Annotated in this window: 14 protein-coding genes; 11 read left to right on the top strand and 3 right to left on the bottom strand. The window is 75.0% G+C overall.

Going from position 1 to position 17816, the window contains the following annotated elements:
* Nucleotides 1-78: 78 nt before the first annotated feature.
* The 8 genes from FGW37_RS03370 (at nucleotide 79) to FGW37_RS03335 (ending at nucleotide 9830) form a co-directional block, all read left to right on the top strand.
* Entirely contained in the window at nucleotides 79-2256 is a 2178-nt protein-coding gene (locus FGW37_RS03370; protein ID WP_179079685.1) for a hypothetical protein, read from the top strand.
* Nucleotides 2257-2323: 67 nt separating this feature from the next.
* Nucleotides 2324-3877 (top strand): GT4 family glycosyltransferase PelF, encoded by a 1554-nt coding sequence (gene pelF, locus FGW37_RS03365; protein WP_179079684.1) that lies wholly within the window; start codon nucleotides 2324-2326, stop codon nucleotides 3875-3877.
* Nucleotides 3874-5325: a hypothetical protein gene (locus tag FGW37_RS03360; protein ID WP_179079683.1), complete on the top strand. Its 1452-nt coding sequence runs from the start codon at nucleotides 3874-3876 to the stop codon at nucleotides 5323-5325. Before pelF ends, FGW37_RS03360 begins: the two co-directional genes overlap by 4 nt.
* Nucleotides 5326-5398: 73 nt before the next feature.
* On the top strand, nucleotides 5399-6406 hold the full coding sequence (locus FGW37_RS03355) for a GDP-mannose 4,6-dehydratase (protein WP_179079682.1): 1008 nt from the start codon (nucleotides 5399-5401) through the stop codon (nucleotides 6404-6406).
* Nucleotides 6407-6454: 48 nt separating this feature from the next.
* Nucleotides 6455-7168, top strand: coding sequence for a nucleotidyltransferase family protein (locus tag FGW37_RS03350; RefSeq protein WP_179079681.1), 714 nt, complete (start codon nucleotides 6455-6457; stop codon nucleotides 7166-7168).
* Nucleotides 7169-7177: 9 nt separating this feature from the next.
* The gene (locus FGW37_RS03345; protein WP_179079680.1) at nucleotides 7178-8077 is read left to right on the top strand and encodes an NAD-dependent epimerase/dehydratase family protein; all 900 of its coding nucleotides are present in this window, start codon (nucleotides 7178-7180) and stop codon (nucleotides 8075-8077) included.
* Nucleotides 8074-8973: a spherulation-specific family 4 protein gene (locus FGW37_RS03340; RefSeq protein ID WP_179079679.1), complete on the top strand. Its 900-nt coding sequence runs from the start codon at nucleotides 8074-8076 to the stop codon at nucleotides 8971-8973. The genes FGW37_RS03345 and FGW37_RS03340 overlap by 4 nt, the downstream gene beginning before the upstream one ends.
* A 5-nt stretch (nucleotides 8974-8978) precedes the next feature.
* On the top strand, nucleotides 8979-9830 hold the full coding sequence (locus FGW37_RS03335; protein WP_179084484.1) for an endo alpha-1,4 polygalactosaminidase: 852 nt from the start codon (nucleotides 8979-8981) through the stop codon (nucleotides 9828-9830).
* A 21-nt stretch (nucleotides 9831-9851) separates the two neighbouring features.
* Here the strand turns inward: FGW37_RS03335 and FGW37_RS03330 are convergent, their stop codons facing one another.
* Together FGW37_RS03330 and FGW37_RS03325 are read right to left on the bottom strand one after the other, a co-directional pair.
* Entirely contained in the window at nucleotides 9852-10271 is a 420-nt protein-coding gene (locus tag FGW37_RS03330; RefSeq protein ID WP_179079678.1) for a YchJ family protein, read from the bottom strand.
* Nucleotides 10272-10313: 42 nt separating this feature from the next.
* Entirely contained in the window at nucleotides 10314-11354 is a 1041-nt protein-coding gene (locus FGW37_RS03325) for a YncE family protein (RefSeq protein WP_179079677.1), read from the bottom strand.
* Between the two features lie 277 nt (nucleotides 11355-11631).
* Between FGW37_RS03325 and FGW37_RS03320 the strand changes: the two genes are divergently transcribed.
* Complete coding sequence (locus FGW37_RS03320; RefSeq protein WP_179079676.1) at nucleotides 11632-12387, top strand: polysaccharide deacetylase family protein; 756 nt, start codon at nucleotides 11632-11634, stop codon at nucleotides 12385-12387.
* Nucleotides 12388-12533: 146 nt separating this feature from the next.
* Nucleotides 12534-14777: an FUSC family protein gene (locus tag FGW37_RS03315; RefSeq protein WP_179079675.1), complete on the top strand. Its 2244-nt coding sequence runs from the start codon at nucleotides 12534-12536 to the stop codon at nucleotides 14775-14777.
* Here the strand turns inward: FGW37_RS03315 and FGW37_RS03310 are convergent.
* Nucleotides 14767-16311 carry an FAD/NAD(P)-binding protein gene (locus tag FGW37_RS03310; RefSeq protein WP_179079674.1) on the bottom strand — a complete coding sequence of 515 codons (1545 nt, stop codon included), beginning with the start codon at nucleotides 16309-16311 and terminating at the stop codon, nucleotides 14767-14769. The genes FGW37_RS03315 and FGW37_RS03310 overlap by 11 nt on opposite strands.
* 233 nt (nucleotides 16312-16544) lie before the next feature.
* Between FGW37_RS03310 and FGW37_RS03305 the strand changes: the two genes are divergently transcribed.
* The gene (locus tag FGW37_RS03305; RefSeq protein ID WP_179079673.1) at nucleotides 16545-17789 is read left to right on the top strand and encodes a sodium/calcium exchanger protein; all 1245 of its coding nucleotides are present in this window, start codon (nucleotides 16545-16547) and stop codon (nucleotides 17787-17789) included.
* Nucleotides 17790-17816: the final 27 nt, after the last annotated feature.

Here is a 17816-nt window from a genome sequence, read left to right as displayed (position 1 = left end):
GCCGTCGGCGCCGCTCGCACGTGTCTTTGGAACCGGACGGCCGCGCCGTGCGCGCCGCCGTCCTGGGGGGAGAATCCTATGGGTCGTTCGACCCGCCTTGCTGCAGCATGGACTGCGGCCGCCCTGCTCGCCGTCGCCGTTCCGGCCGGGGGCGCCCACGCCGCCGACCCGGCGCCGAGGATCGACCTGCGGGTCCTCGTCGTGGACGACGGCGGGCCCGCCACGGAGGCGATCCGGGCGGAGCTCGACGGCGCCGGCACGCCGTACACCGCCGTTGATCTGACGGACGGCGGGCGGCCGCGCATCGACGAGGCGTTCCTCAGCGACACCGTGGACGGCAGACCGCGGGCGAGATTCCAGGGCGTGGTGCTGCCGAACGAGAACCCCTTCGGGGCGGACTCGCCGGAGATGTCAGCCCTGGCCTCCTTCGAGAAGCGCTTCGGTATCCGCCAGGTCGACGCCTACACGTACGCGAGCCCCCGGGTCGGGCTCAACAGCCCCCAGGGCTCCGGCTACAGCGGCCCCCTGGACGGCAAGACCGCCCAGGTGACGGCCGACGGCGCCACAGGACCCTTCGGCTACCTCAAGAAAAACGTTCCTTTCGAGGACAACGACCCCTCGGTCAACGAGAGCTACGGCTATCTCGCCGCGCCCCTCGCCCAGCAGGAACAGGGCGCGGCCTACACCAGCTACCTCGACGCACCGATCCCCGGCAGCACCGCGCGCGGCTCCCTGATCGGCCAGTACACCCACGACGGCCGCAGCGAACTGGTCGTCACCTTCATCGCCAACCAGTACCAGAGCCAGTTCCGCCTGGTCTCGCGCGGCATCGTGGAGTGGCTGACCCAGGGCGTCCACCTGGGCGCCTCCCGCAACTACCTCGGCGTGCACGTCGACGACGTCTTCGCCTCCGACGACCGCTGGGACGTCAAGCGCAAGTGCACCCCCGGCGACGTCGACTGCCCCGGCAACCCCGCGCCCGACAGCCCGCCGATACGCATGACGGCCGCCGACGCGCAGTACGCCAAGCAGTGGTCGCAGAGCCACAACCTCCCGCTGGACCTGGCCTACAACGGCGTCGGCAGCGAGGAGTTCAAGGCGGAGCACGGCGGCACGTACGACCCGCTGCTCGACCAGCTCCGCGCCGACCAGAAGTCCTTCCGCTGGATCAACCACACCTACACCCACGCCTTCCTCGGCTGCGTGCAGAACACCACCGTCGTACCGTGGAAGTGCGCCACCGACCTGTTCGGCAACGTGCGCTGGGTCAGCCGCACCGCCATCAACGGCGAGATCGGCAACAACCTCAACTGGGCGTCCCGCCAGGGCCTCACCCTCGACAAGGACGAACTGGTCACCGGTGAGCACTCCGGCCTGAAGACCCTGCCCCAGCAGAACAAGGACAACCCCGAGCTCGCGCCGGCCCTCACGCAGAACGGCGTCGGCTGGGTCGCCAGCGACGACTCCCGCGAGCGACAGCAGCGCCAGGTCGGCCCCGCGCTCACCGTGCCGCGCTACCCGATGAACGTCTACTACAACGTCGGCAAGGCCACCGAGCAGACCGACGAGTACAACTGGCTGTACACGAAGAAGGCCGACGGCGGCAGCGGCATCTGCGAGAACTCCACCACGACCACCTGCCTGAAGGCCCCGCTGGACGTGAAGACCGGCTTCTCGTCCTACATCGTGCCCCTCGAGGCCCGTATCGCCATGGGCCACGTCCTCGCCAACGACCCGCGCCCGCACTTCATGCACCAGTCCAACCTCGCCGAGGAGCGGATCGGCTACACGGTCCTGGAGAAGGTCCTCTCCGACTACTCCGGCCTCTACGCCGACAACACCCCGCTGGTCAACCTCCGTATGCGGGACATCGGCACGGAGATGAGCAAGCGGGCCGCCTGGGCCGCCGCCCTCTCCGCCGGCAAGGTCACCGCCTACCGCATCGGCAGCACCGTCACCGTCTCCGCGCCCGCCGGTACGCAGCTCTCCGCCACCCTGCCCGCCGGCACCGTCCGGGGCGACACCGGGGCCGTCTTCGGCGACGCCTACGCGGGCCTGCGCTCCGGCTGGGCCGCCCCCGCCGCAGGCCAGGACCGGCTGGACCTCACCCTGCCCGCCGGCGCCACCCCGGCAGCCCGCGCACTGACCTCCGCCACCGCCGGCGGACGGCTCCCGGCCGCGAAGGCCCTGCCGGTCCCCGAGGGCGTCACCGCCCGGGTGCCCTACGGCCCCGGCGATGCCGCCGCCCGGCGCTGACCCGGACCGCCATCACTCCGTGCCGCACCACCCCATGCACAGCCGACACTGGAGAGAACCGAGTTCTATGCACGGACCGCCTGCCGAAACGGCATCCGACACTCCCATGGTGACCCTGCTCACCGAGGGAACGTACCCGCACAGCCATGGCGGAGTGAGCGTGTGGTGCGACCAGCTCGTCCAGGGCATGCCCGACGTCGACTTCCGGGTCATAGCGGTCACCGGCACCGGCCGCGAACCGCTCGCCTGGGAACCGCCCGGCCACGTCCGGGAGGTGGAGAGCCACCCCCTGTGGGGCCCTCCGCCCCCCGGCCGCGCCCCGCGCGGCCGGGACCTGCGGGCCTTCCTCACCGCCTACGAACAGTTCCTGCTGTCCCTCCTGGACCCGGACCAGGAGCCGCACTTCGCCCGCACCTTCTACCGCCTCGCCGACCACGCCGCCTCCGGCACCCTGTCGGCCGCCCTGCGCAGCGAGGCCGCCGCCCGCACCCTCGTCCGCGTCTGGAACCGGCCGCACCTGCACACCGCGGCCGCCCGCCCCACCCTGCACGACGCCCTGCTGGCCACCGACCTGCTGGAGCACGCGCTGCGCCCGCTCGCGGCCACCCCGCCCGCCCGAGGCGTCACCCACGCCGTCAGCGGAGGGCTCGCGACACTGCCCGGCCTGGTCGCCCACCACCGCTACGGCACGCCCTTCCTCCTCACCGAGCACGGCATCTACCTGCGCGAGCGCTACCTGAGCTTCCGCGCCGAGTCCTACCGCTGGCCGGTCAAGGCCCTGATGCTGGGCCTGTTCCGGATGCTCGCCGGGGAGAGCTACCGGTGCGCCTCCCTCGTCACCCCCGGCAACCGCTACAACCGGCGCTGGGAGGAGCACGGCGGTACCCCGCCCGACCGCATCCGCACCGTCTACAACGGCGTCGACCCCACGGCGTTCCCGCCCGCCGGGCCCGAGCCGGACGCCCCGACGCTCAGCTGGGCCGGGCGCGTCGACCCCATCAAGGGCCTGGAGACGCTCATCCGCGCCTTCGCGCTCGTCCGCGAGGAGATCCCCGAGGCCCGCCTGCGGCTCTTCGGCGGCACCCCGCGCGGCGGCGAGGGCTACCGCACCGCCTGCGAGAAGCTCGCCGCGGAACTCGGCGCGGGCGAAGCCGTCGTCTTCGAAGGGCGCGTCGACGACATCCGCGACGCCTACGCCGCCGGCAACGTCGTGATGCTCTCCAGCATCAGCGAAGGATTCCCCTTCACCCTCATCGAAGCCATGTCGTGCGGGCGGGCCACCGTCTCCACGGACGTCGGCGGAGTCCGCGAGGCCGTCGGCGACACCGGGCTCGTCGTACCGCCCCGCGACCCCGAGGCCATGGCCCGCGCCGCCCTCAAGCTCCTGCGCGACCCCGCACGGCGCGCGGACATGGGGGAGCGGGCCCGGCTCAGGGTCATCGAACAGTTCACCCTCCGGCAGACCATCGACGCCTTCCGCGACATCTACCACGACCTCGCCGGCACCCGCCGGCCCGAGTCCGCCCTCGAACGGCCCCGGCGCAGGCAGGCAGAGCCGGCCCGGGCGCTCGCGGACGCCGAGAGACCCGTCATGGCCCTGGCCGCGGGCGGTGCGGGATGAGCGGCTTACTCCGCCTCGTACCCGACGAGCCCGAGCCCGCCTACGAGCCGGCGGCCGCACGCGCAACGGTGCGGCCGCGGCCGACCTGGGCCGCCGACCCCGTCGACGAACTCGCCCAGCAGCTGGCCGAGGTGTGCGCCGCGGCCGTCCACCCCGACGAGATCGCGGCCGTCCTGGAAGCCGACGGCCTCACGGGCGAACAGATCACCGAACGTTACGGACGCGCCGACGCCTTCGAACTCGCAGCGGAGCTGTACGCGCGCGTGCCCCGCAGCCACCCCGAACCCGGACCCCGTCCGGACCCCTGGAAGGTGACCCCGGGCCGCTTCGTGCTGCGGGCCCTGGTGTTCACCCTCCCCGGCTTCGGCTACTCCCTCGCCGCGCCCCTGATGGCCGGCGCCAGGGACGGCTACGGCCTGCCCCCGGGCACGGCGGGCCTCGTCGCCTCCGCACTCGTGGCGTGGGCCTGGAACCAGGCCCTCGCCCACCGCGCCTACCTGCGCCTGGCGACGGGCGGGCGCAGCGCCGCGGCCCGCTGCCTGCAGTGGGGCGCACCGCTCGGCGCCCTCCTGGCCGCGGCCGCGGCGGTGATCCCGCCCGGCCTGCCGGGAGTGGCCGCCTTCGCGGCCGGCCAGGCGCTCTACCTCGCCGCGGCGACGGTCCTGCTGGTGCTCGGCCGGGAACGGCTGCTGCTCCTCATGCTCGCGCCCACCGCGGCCGGCGGAGCGGCGCTCCTGGCCGGCCGGCCGCCCGACGCCCTGCGCATCGCCCTGCTCCTGGCCACCGCCGGGGGAGTGCTCGCCGCGGCGGCCCACGAGGTCGTACGGGCCCGCCGCGAAGGGAAACCACCCGCACAGCCCGCCCTGTCGCCGCTCGCCTCCCTCCCGTACGGTCTGTTCGGCCTGGGCTGCGGCGTGCTGACGACCCTCGCCGCACTCGGCGACGTCCTGCGCCGCACCCCGGGCGCGACCACCGCCGGGGCCGCCGTCATCGCGCTCACCCTCAGCATGGGAGCCGCGGAATGGCTGCTGTACCGCTGCCGCGGCACCGCACTCGCGGCACTCGCCCGCTCCACCACCACGGCCGGGCTCAAGCTCGGCGCGGCCCGCGTGCTGAGCCTGTGCCTCGCCGCCTACCTCGCGGCCCTCGCCCTGCTCGCCCTGGCAACGGGCGCGCTGTGGCCGGACGGCCCACCGGTCACCGCCGGCCGGACCGCCTCCCTGCTCGCCCTGGGCGCCGTCCTGTGGACCGGGCTGCTCCTCCAGGCATTCGGCGTCGCCTGGCTCCCGGCCCTGGTGTGCCTGGCCGCGGCCGGCGCCGAATCGGCCGCCGCCGTCCTGCGGATTTCCACACCCGTAACGGCCCAGCTCCTCGTCTGTACGGCGGCGGCAGCCTGTCTGCTCGCCGCCGCCACCGCCCTGCTCAGCCGGATCACTGCGCACCGCTGACGCACCGTTCGCTCCGTCCCCGCTCCACCGCGGCCGGAGCCGGCCGCCACCGCTCACGCAAAGGGAGACCGTCATGCCCGCATCCGCACCCGCACCCGTAGCCGTCACCGGCGCGGAGGGATTCATCGGCTCGCACCTGGTGGAAGCGCTCGTCGCCGCCGGCCACCGCGTCCGCGCGATGGTGCAGTACAACTCCTTCTCCTCCTACGGGTGGCTGGAGACCCTGCCCGGCGAGGTGATGGACAACGTCGAGGTCGCCCTCGGCGACGTGCGCGACCCCGGCTCCGTCCACGGCCTGGTGACCGGCACCGAGGCCGTCTACCACCTGGCCGCCCTCATCGCGATCCCCTACTCCTACCGCGCCCCGCACAGCTACGTGGAGACCAACGTCACCGGCACCCTCAACGTGCTGGAGGCCGTGCGCCACCTCGGCATCCCGCGCCTGGTCCACACCTCCACCAGCGAGACCTACGGCACCGCGCAGACCGTGCCCATCAGCGAGGACCACCCCATCAACACCCAGTCGCCGTACGCCGCCTCGAAGGCCGGCGGCGACCGCCTCGCGGACAGCTACCACGCCAGCTTCGACGTCCCCGTCGTCACGCTGCGCCCCTTCAACACCTTCGGCCCGCGCCAGTCCATGCGGGCCGTCATCCCCACCGTCATCGGCCAGGTCGCCGCGGGGGAGCGCACCATCACCCTCGGCGACCTGCGTCCCACCCGTGACTTCAGCTACGTCAAGGACACCGTCGCCGCCTTCCTCGCCGTCGGCACCGCCCCCGCCGCCGACGTCGTCGGACGCACCTTCAACTCCGGTACGGGCGAGGAGATCTCGGTCGGCGACCTCGTCTCCCTCATCGGCAAGATCATGGACACCGAGCTGGAGGTCCGCGCGGACCAGGAGCGCATCCGGCCCGCCGCCTCGGAGGTCATGCGCCTGGTGTGCGACGCCGGCCGGCTGCGCGCCGCCACCGGATGGGCCCCCGCCCACACCCTGGAGCAGGGGCTCGCCCAGACCGTCGCGTTCTTCCGCGACCCGCTGAACCTCGGCCGGTACAAGGCCGGCATCTACAACGTCTGACGCGACGGCACCGCCCCGACGTCACCCACGCAGAGAGGAACAGCACCCATGCATGTCGTCATTCTTGCCGGAGGCAAAGGCGTCCGGCTCCGCCCGTACACCACCGCCCTGCCCAAGCCCCTGGTGCCCATCGGCGAGGAGCACGCGATCCTGGAGATCGTGATGCGCCAGCTCGTGGGCGCGGGGTTCACCAGCTGCACCCTGGCCATCGGCCACCTCGGGCACATCATCCGCGCCTACGTCGGCGACGGCTCCCAGTGGGGCATACGCGTCGACTACGCCACCGAGGAGAGCCCCCTCGGCACCATGGGACCCCTCCTCACCATGCTCGACCGGCTGCCCGAGAACTTCCTCGCCATGAACGGCGACATCCTCACCGACCTCGACTTCGGTGATGTGTACCGTACCCACGTGGCCTCCGCAGCCCCGCTGACCATCGCGACCTACGCCCGCCAGGTGAGCATCGACTTCGGGGTGCTGACCACCGACTGCGGCAGGGTCGTCGGCTTCGCGGAGAAGCCCAGGATGGACTACCGGGTCTCCATGGGCGTCTACGGCGTCTCGCGCACCGCCCTCGCCCGCTACACCCCGGGGCTGCCGCTGGGCTTCGACGAGCTGGTGCTGGACATGCTGGAGGCGAACACCCCGCCGCACGCCTACGAGTTCGACGGCTACTGGCTCGACATCGGCCGGCCGGACGACTACGACCGCGCCAACCGGGAGTTCTCCCTGCACCGCGACATGCTGATCAAGGGAGTGTGAAGGGCAGGCATGCGCATCATCGTCCTGGGCGGCACCGGCTTCCTGGGCCGGCACGCCGCCGAGCACCTGCGCGCCCTCCCGGGCGCGCAGGTGCTCGCCGCCGGCCGCTCGGCCTCCGCCGACGTCCCCGTCGACCTCGCCTCGGCGGAGGTGGACGCCCTCGCCGCCGCCCTGCGGCGCGCCGCGCCCGACGCCGTGGTCAACTGCGCGGGTGCGGTCGGCGGCAGCCCGGTGGGCCTCACCGGCGTCAACGCCCTGGGCCCCGCCGTCCTGTGCGAGGCCCTGCGCGCGGCGGCGCCCCGGGCCCGCCTCGTCCACCTGGGCTCCGCCGCCGAGTACGGGCCCGCCGACCGGCCCCTCGCCGAGACCGACGCCGCGCGCCCGCTCGGCCTCTACGGCGCCGCCAAGCTGGCCGGCACCCTCGCCGTCACCGGCTCCGGCCTGGACGCCGCCGTCCTGCGGGTGTTCAACCCCGTGGGCCCCGGCGCGCCCGCCGCCTCCCTGCCCGGCCGGCTCGCCGGGCTCCTCCGCGACGCCGGGCGGGACGGCCGCATCCGGGTCGGCGACCTCTCCGCCCACCGCGACTTCGTCGACGCGCGCGACGTCGCCGACGCCGTCGCGCTCGCCGTCACCGCGCCCGGCCCCCTACCGCCCGTCCTCAACATCGGCAGCGGTACCGCCCGCCCCGTCCGGGCGGTCGCCGACGGGCTCATCGCCTCGGCGGGCTTCCGGGGCCGGATCGACGAGGACGGCGACGGCTCGCCCCGCTCCGCCGCCGTGCCCTGGCAGCAGGCGGACACCGCCCTGGCCGCGAAGGCCCTGGGCTGGACGCCGCGGCGTCCCCTCGCCACCTCCCTCGCCGACCTGTGGGCCGAGACCCGTGACCGGGCCGGGGAGCACCCCCGGTGAGCCCACCCGACCCCCGGCCGGACGGGCAGCGGCTGCTCGTCCCGCTCTACGTCCACCCGGACGCCGACCCCGCGGCGTGGGCCGCCCTGGAGGCGGCCGCGCCCCGGCTCCACGGCGTCGTCCTCAACGTCGCGGACGGGCCCGGGTCCCGCCCCGACCCCTCCTTCGGGGCCGTGGCGGAACGCCTGCGCGGCGCCGGCGTACGGCTGCTCGGCTACGTCGACACCGGCTACGGCCACCGGCCGCCGCGCGCGGTCGTCGGCGACATCCGCCGCCACCGCCGCTGGTACGGCGTCGACGGCGTCTTCCTCGACCAGACGGCCGCGCAGGCCGCGCACCTGCCCCACTACCGCCGGCTCGTCATGCTCGCCAGGGCGCTGGGCGCGCGGACGGCCGTCCTCAACCCCGGCACCCACCCCGACCCCGGCTATGCGCGCGTCGCCGATCTCCTCGTGACCTTCGAGGGCACCTGGGAGACCTACCGGAGGGCCGGCGTGCCTCCATGGACCGCCGACCACCCGCCGGCCCGCTTCTGCCACCTCGTCCACGGCGTGCCGGCCGGGCACGCCGCCCACGTGGCGCGTACCGCCGGGGACCGGGGTGCCGGGGTGCACTGCGCGGTGCCGGGCGAGGGCGCCAACCCGTGGCGCGCGGCACCGTGGGTGAACGGGGAGCCGCGTTCGGCGGACGGGGGGCCGTCTCCCGGGGGCGGGACTTCGCCCGGCGCGGACGGGCCGGAGCCCGGGCCCGACCCGCGCCTTCGGACGGAAGGGGATCCGCTGCCCGCGGGCCGGCATCCGCTCCCCGCGGACGGGACCTTGCCCGGGACGGACGGCATCCGGCCCGGGGCGGGCGGCCCGGGGCCCGGGGGATCCCTCCGGCGGAGGGTGCGGTGACGCCCCTGCGCCGCCTGCCCTCCGCGGCGTTGCTCGTGTTGTTTCTGCTCGCCGGAGTGGCTGGGTGCTCGGGCACGGACGACGGCGACGGCCCGGACGGCGGAGGCGAGCCCACGCCCACGGCGTCCGGCGAAGCCCCCCGCGCCGCCGGGAAGCACTGGCGGCCCCGCCCCGGCACCCGCTGGCAGTGGCAGCTCGACGGCAAGGCCGACACGTCCGCCGGCGTGCCCGTCTACGACATCGACGGCTTCGAGAACACGGCCCGTACGGTCAAGGAGCTGCACGACCGCGGCGCCAAGGTGATCTGCTACGTCAACGCCGGCGCATGGGAGGACTTCCGCCCGGACCGGAAGGCGTTCCCGGAGCGGCTGCTCGGCGAGCGGAACAAGGGCTGGAAGGGCGAGAGGTGGCTGGACATCCGCCGCCTCGACGTCCTGCGGCCGATCATGGCGGCCCGCTTCGACATGTGCCGGCGGAAGGGCTTCGACGCCGTCGAGCCGGACCTGATGGAGGGCTACCGCAGCCGCACGGGCTTCCCGCTGTCCGCGGCCGACCAGCTCGCCTTCAACCGGATGCTGGCCGCGCTCGCCCACGAACGCGGCATGGCCGTCGGCCTGAAGAACGACCTGGACCAGATTCCCGCCCTCGTGGGCGACTTCGACTTCGCGGTGAACGAGCAGTGCGCCGAGTTCGAGGAGTGCGAGAAGCTGACGCCGTTCGTGAAGAGCGGCAAGGCCGTCTTCCACGTCGAGTACGACCTGGAGCGGAAGGACTTCTGCCCCACGGCGCAGCGGCTCGGCCTCAGCTCGATGCGCAAGAGGCTCGAACTGGACGCCTGGCGCGAGCCGTGCGGGTGACCGGCGCCGGCGCCGCGCCGGTCACACCTCGCCGACGTACACCCACTGCCCGTCCTCACGGACGAAGCGGCTGTTCTCGTGCTGGAAGTCCGCGCGGCCGCGGGCGGTGCAGTGGGCGCGGAACTCCACGGTGCCCTCCTGGTGGAAGGCCGTGCCGTCCGTCGTCCCCAGGATCTCCAGCCGGGTCCACTCCATGGCGGGGTCGAAGTCCAGCCCGTCGGGCCGGGTCGAGGAGTGCCAGGTGCGCAGCAGGTAGGCGGCGTCGCGGACGGCGAACGCGCTGTAGCGCGAGCGCATCAGCCGTTCGGCCGTCGCGGCCGCCCGCTCACCCGCGTGCAGGCTGCCGCAGCAGTCGCCGTAGGCCGCGTCGAGGCCGCAGGGGCAGGGGGAGGCGGCGGTGACGGCCGGCCGGGGCGCGTGGGGTCTGGTTCTTCTGGACACCCCACGATTGTGCCCGCTCCCCGGCCCGGCCCCGGCACCGGCTCAGCCGGCGGCGGGGACGTACGCCAGCCCGTGCGCGCCCGCCTCGCCCTTCCGGCCGACCTCCAGCGTGGTGATCACGTCCATCCGCTCCAGGTCCACCACGGTCACCGTGCCGGACACGACGTTGGCCACGTAGCCCACCGTGCCGTCCGGCGAGGACGTGATGGTCAGCGGGAACCGGCCGACGGGCACCTGGCCCACGACCTCGCCCCCGCCCGGTGCGAAGACGGTGAGCACCCCGTCCCGCTGGGCGCCGAGCGTCCCGCCCTCGCCCCAGTCCACCCGCAGCTCGCCCGTGAGGACCGCGCCCGTGGCCGTGGTGTGCACGGGGAAGACCACGCCCCCGGTCGGCAGTACGCGCTCCACCTCGCCGGTGGCGGCGTCGATCACCCGGATGCCGGGCTGTGCGGCCGGGGCGGACGCGAAGTCGGCCTTGGGCGCGGCGACGTAGACGTACCTGCCGTCGGGGGAGACGTCCAGCCCTTCGCTGCCGGGCACGGCGACGCGCCCGGCGAACTCGTCCCGTTCCAGGTCCAGGACGGAGACGAACGACGCCTCCTTGTTGGTGGACCAGCCGCGGCGGCCGTCCGGGGAGATCGCGAACCAGTGCGGGCCGTCGGCCATGACCGGGATCCGGCCGATGCGGCGGCGGGTGTCCGCGTCGAGGATCACGACGCCGCCCGGCTCGGTCGCGGTGGCCTCGACGCTGACGTACAGCCGGGAGCGCTCCCGGTCCAGGGCGAGGCCGTGCGGTGCGTGGTCCGGGGCGAGGTCGACGGTGTCGACGACCTTCCGGGCGTCGGCGTCGATGACGGTGATCTGCCGGGCGCGCCCCCGGTGGGCCCCGTAGTAGCCGTCGACGTACGTGCTCGCGCAGTACAGCAGGCGCCGGTCCGCATCGAAGCGCAACTCGTGCGGCTGCGCGGGCACTTCGACCACGTCGAGCTGCTCGTAGGTACCGGCGTCGAAGAAGGTGACGGTGGGTCCGGACTGGCTCACGACGGCCAGCACGTCGGGGCGGGAATCCGCGTTCGTGTTCATGGCCCGTATCCTCGGCCGCCCTTGCGGGGGCGTTCCAATGCCGGGCGGGCAAGGATGCCTTGCGGCAGGCGCATTCGCCCAGCTGACGGCGGCCGCGGGGCCCGGCCGACGTGGCGCGCGTCACATCCGCGTCCCCCGGGTGGCTGCCGGTGCGCGCCCCGCCTGCGTCGCCCGGGGCGTCCCCCGGGGCGCCCCCGGGCGTCGTCCTGCTGGCGGCGGAACCCCGGCGCCGGGATCATCTGAACCCCGAACGGTGCCTACGGGAGGAGTTCCCCGCATGTCCGGTTCGCCGTGCCGCGTGCTCCGCCTGCCCCACCCGCTCCGCCCGCCCCGTATCCGCGCGCCCCTGGTCGCGGCCCTGGCGGCGCTGGCCCTGGTGCTGTGCGGGCTGCCCGCCTCCGCAGCGCCCGCGGCGGCCTACGACCACCGGAGATGCGGGAACACCTCCGGCCGGGTGCTGCTCACCCTCGACGACTGGCCCTTCGACCACGGCGAACGGGCCGTGGAGACCGGCGCCTACCTCCAGGGGAAGGGGATCCGCGCGGCGTTCTTCCTCATCAACCAGTACGCCTCGCAGCAGCCTCAGGTCGCCGAAGTCCTGCGCCGCCAGGGGCACTGGGTGGGCAACCACACCTATTCACACCCGCACTTGACGAAGCTTCCGGAGGCCGAGGTGCGCAAGGAGATCCGTGACGGCGTCAGGAGCACGCTGTTCCGTCCGCCGTTCGGGGACTACGGCCCCCGGGAGAAGCGGATCGCCGCGAGCCTGGGCTACCGCGTGTGCACCTGGACCGTCGACACCCTCGACTGGGCGGATTCCGGCGGCCGCTTCCCCGACGTCGCCACGCTGCGGGCGAGGGTCCGCAACGCACCCGCGGAGGACAAGCGCGGGGGAGTGGTGCTCGGGCACCTCTTCAGCAACTACCCCGACGCCCTGCCGGGCATCGTCGACGACCTGCGGGCGCAGGGTTACGCCCTGTGCCGCAACACCGGCCCCACCGGTCCGGTGATCAGGGACCCGCTGCGGTGCTGACCGACGGGGTGTCGCCTTGAAGCCGACAATTCCTCACCTAATGTGAGGAACACTATGATCCGCACAATCGGCTGGAATGCCGCACCCGGCCCCCGGGCCGCTCCGCCGCACTCCTCCGGGCGGAAGGCGCCCCGGTGGACGCGGGCATGAGCGTGCCCGCCCGCCGCCTGCGCCACGAGGGCGTGCCGCAGGCGGCCCGCCGTGCCCTGTGGGTGGTGGCGGCCGCCTGCCCCGGCTTCTACTTCTTCCGGTATGTCACCGGCGACTCCGTCATGGCCCTGTACGCCATGTTCGGGGCACTGCCCCTCGTCATGTTCTGCCGCGTCCCCGGCCCGCCGCGGCAGCGGACCCGGATCCTGCTCACCGCCCTGCCCGCCGGCTGGGTCCTCGTCACCGCCGGAACGCTCCTCGCCGTCAATCCCTGGGCAGCCGTCGGCGGCATGTTCGCCGTCGGCTTCCTCGTCTCCTACTGCGGCGTCGGCGGCCCGCGCCTGACCGGCCTCGCCATGGCCTTCCAGCTCTTCTACGTGCTGCCCTGCTTCCCGCCCTACGCGCCCGCCACCCTGGACTCCCGGCTCACCGGCCTGACCGCGGGCATCCTGCTCGCCGTCCTGGCCGAGCGGTTCCTGTGGCCCGAGCCCGCCCCCGTCCCCTACCGCGCCGTCCTCGCCGAGGCGGCGGCGGCCGCGGCCGACTACGCCAGCGCCACCGCCTACCACCTCGAAGCCGGCGGCGGCGCGCCTGCCGAGCGGGAGGCGGCCCACCGCGCGATGGCCGCCGCCCGCCTCTCGCGCGTGCCCGTGAGCGAGAGACCCGCCTCGCCCTCCGTGCACGACCGGGCCCTCAACCACACCCGCGCGGCCGTCCGCCACGTGCGCGACCAGCTCGACCGCCTCGCCGACTGCCCCGGCCACCCCGCCGCGGGCCCCGCCGCCGTGACCCTGCTCCGGCACACCGAACTCTCCCTGCGGGCCGTCGCCGGCGAGCTGCGCACCGGCACCGCGGACGCCCGGCCCGACCCGCTGCCCGCGGCCCTCGCCGCCTTCGACGCCGTCCGCGTCGCCGAACTGCAGGAGGCCTCCACCGCCCGGCTGCGCCAGGACGCCGTCGCCCGGGGCGCCGCCGAAGGCACCCGGCTGGCCACCGTGGCCGCCCGCCTCGCGCTCGGCCACGCGCAGCCGCCCGCCGTGCCGCCGCCGCACCCCGGCGCGGACGTCCTCGCGTACGCGGACACGCCCGCGCACCTGCTGTGGTGGCGGCGCCTGCGGATGCACCTGACCCCCCGCTCGGTCCACCTGCAGAACGCCCTGCGCCTGGCCCTGGCGCTGGCCTGCGCACGGCTGCTCGTCGGCGCGCTCGAGATGTCCCACGGCTTCTGGGTGCTGCTCGCGACCCTCAGCCTCATGCGCACCTCGGCGGCCGACACCCGGGCGGCCCTGGCCCCGGCCTTCGCCGGCACGGTCGCGGGCGCCGCCGTCGCCGCCCTCATGCTCTACGCCGCCGGGGACCGGCCCCTCTTCTACGCCCTCGCCCTGCCCGTCGTCATCCTCGTCGGCTTCACCCTGGGGCCCCCGCTCGGGCCCGCCTGGACGCAGGCCGCCTTCACCCTCGCCTTCGTCCTCGTCTTCACCCAGATCTCCGGCGCCGACTGGCGGCTGTCCGAGGTGCGGCTCCTCGACGTCGCCGTCGGCGGCGCCGTCGGCGCCCTGGCGGGCCTCCTCGCCTGGCCGCGCGGCGGCCGCGGCGAACTCGCGCGCGACCTGGCGGACTTCCTCGCCGAGGGCGCCGTCGCCTGCCGCGCCGTCACCGCCCTGCTGGGCGACGACCGGCTCCAGCGCGACCGCTCCCAGGGCGACCCGCTGCAGGCCGCGCGGCGCGCCATGCACCTCGCCGAGGCCTCCTTCGCCCAGTACCTGACGGAGCGCATGCGCCGCAACCGGCCCGAGCCGCACTGGGAGGCCGCCCTGGCCACCGGGCGCACCATCGTGCACGGCGCCGAGCTCTTGCTGATGTCGCATCAGGAAGGGCTGCGCGAGCCCCTCCCGCCGGGACCCGCCGCCGCCCTGACCGGACTCGCCGGACAGGTGGCCCAGGAGGTGCTGCGCGCCGCGGACACGCTGCGCGGCTCCGGGCCGCGCGAGCCCCGTACGACCGTCTCCCGCTACCCGGCGGAGGACTCCGGCCCCTTGCGGCGGGCGGCCGACCGGCACGGCATCGGCGACGCCCACGTCCTGCTCGTCGTCGACGCCGAGGCCTGGCTCACCGGAGTGGCCCACGACGCGGTCCGCACCCGTTCGGCGCCGCCCCGGACGGAGGTGCCGGCCACACGCCGGGCGGGCCCGTCGAGGGCGCGGGTGCGGGGCGCCGGACCCGGCGGCCTCACGCCCTGATCTGCGCCTGCGCCCCCTCGCCCGGCGCCGCCCCCGCGCCCCGGGACGCCGGCACGGGCTCCTCCTGCGCCAGCCGGTCCGCGACCTGCCGGGCCTGGCGGACCACATTGCGCAGGTGGTTCGCGAACGGAATGCGGACGTGCGTACCGACCCCCACCACCCACACGTGCTCCGGCGGCGCCTCCGGCCCGCTCCGTACCCGCAGGTCCGCCTCCAGACCGCTGACAGCCGTGCCCCCCTCGGGCGCGCCGTCCACGTAGAGGGCGGTCTTCTCCCGGTCCCAGTGCAGGAGGGGCGGGCCGAAACCGGTCGCGTTGACGACGTAGTCGAAGCGCTCCGGCGCCGCGCCCGAGCGCTCCACCCGCCACGCGCCGCCCTCGAAGGAGACGGACCGAGGGTAGGGGCGGACCATGCGCAGCGCCCCGGAGTCGAAGTGCGCGAGCAGCCGCCGGGCGTTGACGTGGGAGAGGGCGGTCGCATACCGGCCGGTCATCCAGGCGAACTCCGCCGCCAGTTCCCGGAGGCGGCCCGGGGGCAGGGCGGGAGCCAGCGCGATGAGCTGCTCGATCATGGGCACGATGACGTCCGGCCACGCGCACGCGCCCGCCTCCACGAGGGCGGTCTCCTCGCGCAGCCGCTGCACCGGATCGCAGGCGCGGGAGACCTGCCGGCGCAGGGGACGGCGGTCGTGCAGCCGGATCGCCTCCACCACGCACCGCACCAGCCGGTCCTCCAGGTACGGGTCCGCGGGGTCGAGGCGGGAGATGCGCTCCAGCGGCGGGTACGGGCGCAGCGGCGCGGCCAGGGACTCGCGGACGGCGGGCAGCCGGCCCGACGGCGAGGTCAACGTGGTGCGATGGCCGTCGCGGCACAGCAGCAGCGCCGCGTCCGCCGCCGACTGGTGGCTGCCGAGGACGAGCACCCGCGAGCCCGGGCGCAGGCCCTCCCGGATCCGGGACGCCGGGTAGGGGCTGTCGAGATAGCGCGGGTGGCCGAGGAAGGCGGCGAAGCCGTCGGGGACGCGGGGGCGGTGGACGCCGGTGCAGACGACCACGTCGTCGGCGCGCAGCTCCTCGCCGGTGGAGATCCGCACCCGGTGGCCGTCCGGGCCGCCGGCGCCGATGCTCTGCGCGCTCGCCCGTACGTGCTCGGCGGCGACGCCGAGCCGCCCGGCCTGCTCCCGGGCCGCGGCGGAGCGGTCGGCGCAGTACTCGGCCATCCGGGCGCGGGGGACGCAGTCCTTCGCGGTGCCCGCCCAGCCGTGCTCGCGCAGGTAGGCGACGAAGTCGCCGGGCCGGTCCGCGAGGAGCGAGTTCAGCTCGGCCGCGCTGTTGCACAGCAGCAGCGGGTCGTCGTCCCCGAAGGCCAGGCCCCAGCCCACCGGGTGGGGGTCCACGACGCGCACGGACCGGACCGGCAGCGGTGGCCGGCGGTCGGCGAGCGCGCGGACCAGCTGCAGCAGCACACTGATCCCGGCGACCCCGCCGCCGACGATGACGACGTCCCGGCCGGCGATACGAGCGATGCGTCCCACGAGCACCGTCCTCCCCTCGGTCATCCCCCCGGGTCCGTAGAGCACCCTGCCCATCCGGCCCTCCCGCGGAACCCGCGCGGCCCGTGCAGAGGCGTAGACCGTGTCTCCGTCGCACACCCCCGGGTTCTTGGGCCGAACGGGCGTCACCGTCCGTCACCTCGGGCTGTCCGCTCCGGACTGCCTGTTCCTGCTGGTAGATCGGCAGGAACAGGTGCGACGCGGAAGGAGCGGCCATGGGTGAGCCTGCGGCACCGGTCTCGGCGCCGCCCTCCGTCGCCGCGAGCGCCGCGCGGATCGCCGCGGCCTGTGCCGGGGCCGTTCCCGCCGCCGTGGCACGGCTGAGCGGCGCCCACCTGTCGCCCGGCTGGGCCGTGGCCGTCTTCGGCCTGGGGGTGCTCTGCTCGGCGCTCCTGCTGATGTGGGCCGCGGAGACGGCCCGCGTGGACATGGCCGGGGCGCTCGCTCTGGCCCTGCTGGCCTTCATCGCCGTGCTGCCCGAGTACGCCGTCGACCTCTACTTCGCCTACGCGGCTGGTTCCGACCCCTCCTACGCCGCCTACGCGGCGGCCAACATGACCGGCGCGAACCGGCTCCTGGTGGGCGTCGGCTGGCCGCTCGTCGCGCTCGCCGCCGCCCTGGCGCTGCGCCGCCGCGGCGCGGCCCCGGGCGCGATCGTGCTGGAGCCGCACCGCCGCATCGACGTCGCCTTCCTCGCGGTGTCCGCCGTCTTCGCGTTCGTGATGCCGCTCAGCCGCGAGATCGGCTGGTACGTACCGGTGGTGCTCGTCCCCTGGTACGGCTACTACCTCTACCGGATCTCGAAGTGCGGCTCGGGCGAGATGGAGGAGCTCGTCGGCGTCCCGGCGCGGCTGGCCCTGCTGCCGCGGGCCGGGCGGCGCACCGTGACGGCCGTGCTCTTCGCGGGCGCCGCGGCCGTGGTCTTCGCCTGTGCCGAGCCGTTCGCGGAGGGACTGGTGGAGGCGGGCGCCTCGCTCGGCATCGACCGCTTCGTGCTGGTCCAGTGGCTCGCCCCGCTCGCGTCCGAGGCCCCGGAGCTGATCGTCGCCGTGGTCTTCGCCTGGCGCATGCGGGCCGGCGACGGCCTCGGCGCGCTGTTGTCCAGCAAGGTCAACCAGTGGACGCTGCTGGTGGGCTGCCTGCCCCTCGCCCACGCGCTCGGCGGGGGAGGGGCGGACCTGCCGCTGGTGACCCGTCAGGTCGACGAGGTCGCCCTGACGGCCGCGCAGACCGTCCTGGCCGTCGTCGTCCTGCTGGACCTGCGCTTCGCCCGGTGGCAGGCCGCAGCCCTGCTCATCTTCTTCGCGGTGCAGTTCGCGCTTCCGGGCGAATACGCCCGGGAGGTGCTGACCTACGTCTATCTGGGCCTGGCCGCCCTTCTGCTGACGACGCGGGTGCGCTACCTCCCGGACACGGTCCGGGCCCTGGGCGGGCGGATCGCGGGGGACCCGCACTTTTGAACTCCCGGGCCGGGAGGAGCCCGGTGC

The sequence above is a fragment of the Streptomyces rectiverticillatus genome, from assembly GCF_013394065.1.
Classification (GTDB): Bacteria; Actinomycetota; Actinomycetes; order Streptomycetales; family Streptomycetaceae; genus Streptomyces; species Streptomyces rectiverticillatus.
The sequence above is the reverse complement of the archived record's forward strand: the minus strand, read 5'-3'. Positions and strand labels throughout refer to the sequence as shown.

What these genes read in the sequence shown, in the direction of transcription:
- FGW37_RS03370 (WP_179079685.1), top strand. Translation starts at nt 79, where the DNA reads ATGGGTCGTTCGACCCGCCTTGCTGCAGCATGGACTGCGGCCGCCCTG.
- pelF (WP_179079684.1), top strand. Translation starts at nt 2,324, where the DNA reads ATGCACGGACCGCCTGCCGAAACGGCATCCGACACTCCCATGGTGACC.
- FGW37_RS03360 (WP_179079683.1), top strand. Translation starts at nt 3,874, where the DNA reads ATGAGCGGCTTACTCCGCCTCGTACCCGACGAGCCCGAGCCCGCCTAC.
- FGW37_RS03355 (WP_179079682.1), top strand. Translation starts at nt 5,399, where the DNA reads ATGCCCGCATCCGCACCCGCACCCGTAGCCGTCACCGGCGCGGAGGGA.
- FGW37_RS03350 (WP_179079681.1), top strand. Translation starts at nt 6,455, where the DNA reads ATGCATGTCGTCATTCTTGCCGGAGGCAAAGGCGTCCGGCTCCGCCCG.
- FGW37_RS03345 (WP_179079680.1), top strand. Translation starts at nt 7,178, where the DNA reads ATGCGCATCATCGTCCTGGGCGGCACCGGCTTCCTGGGCCGGCACGCC.
- FGW37_RS03325 (WP_179079677.1), bottom strand. Translation starts at nt 11,354, where the DNA reads ATGAACACGAACGCGGATTCCCGCCCCGACGTGCTGGCCGTCGTGAGC.
- FGW37_RS03320 (WP_179079676.1), top strand. Translation starts at nt 11,632, where the DNA reads ATGTCCGGTTCGCCGTGCCGCGTGCTCCGCCTGCCCCACCCGCTCCGC.
- FGW37_RS03315 (WP_179079675.1), top strand. Translation starts at nt 12,534, where the DNA reads ATGAGCGTGCCCGCCCGCCGCCTGCGCCACGAGGGCGTGCCGCAGGCG.
- FGW37_RS03305 (WP_179079673.1), top strand. Translation starts at nt 16,545, where the DNA reads ATGGGTGAGCCTGCGGCACCGGTCTCGGCGCCGCCCTCCGTCGCCGCG.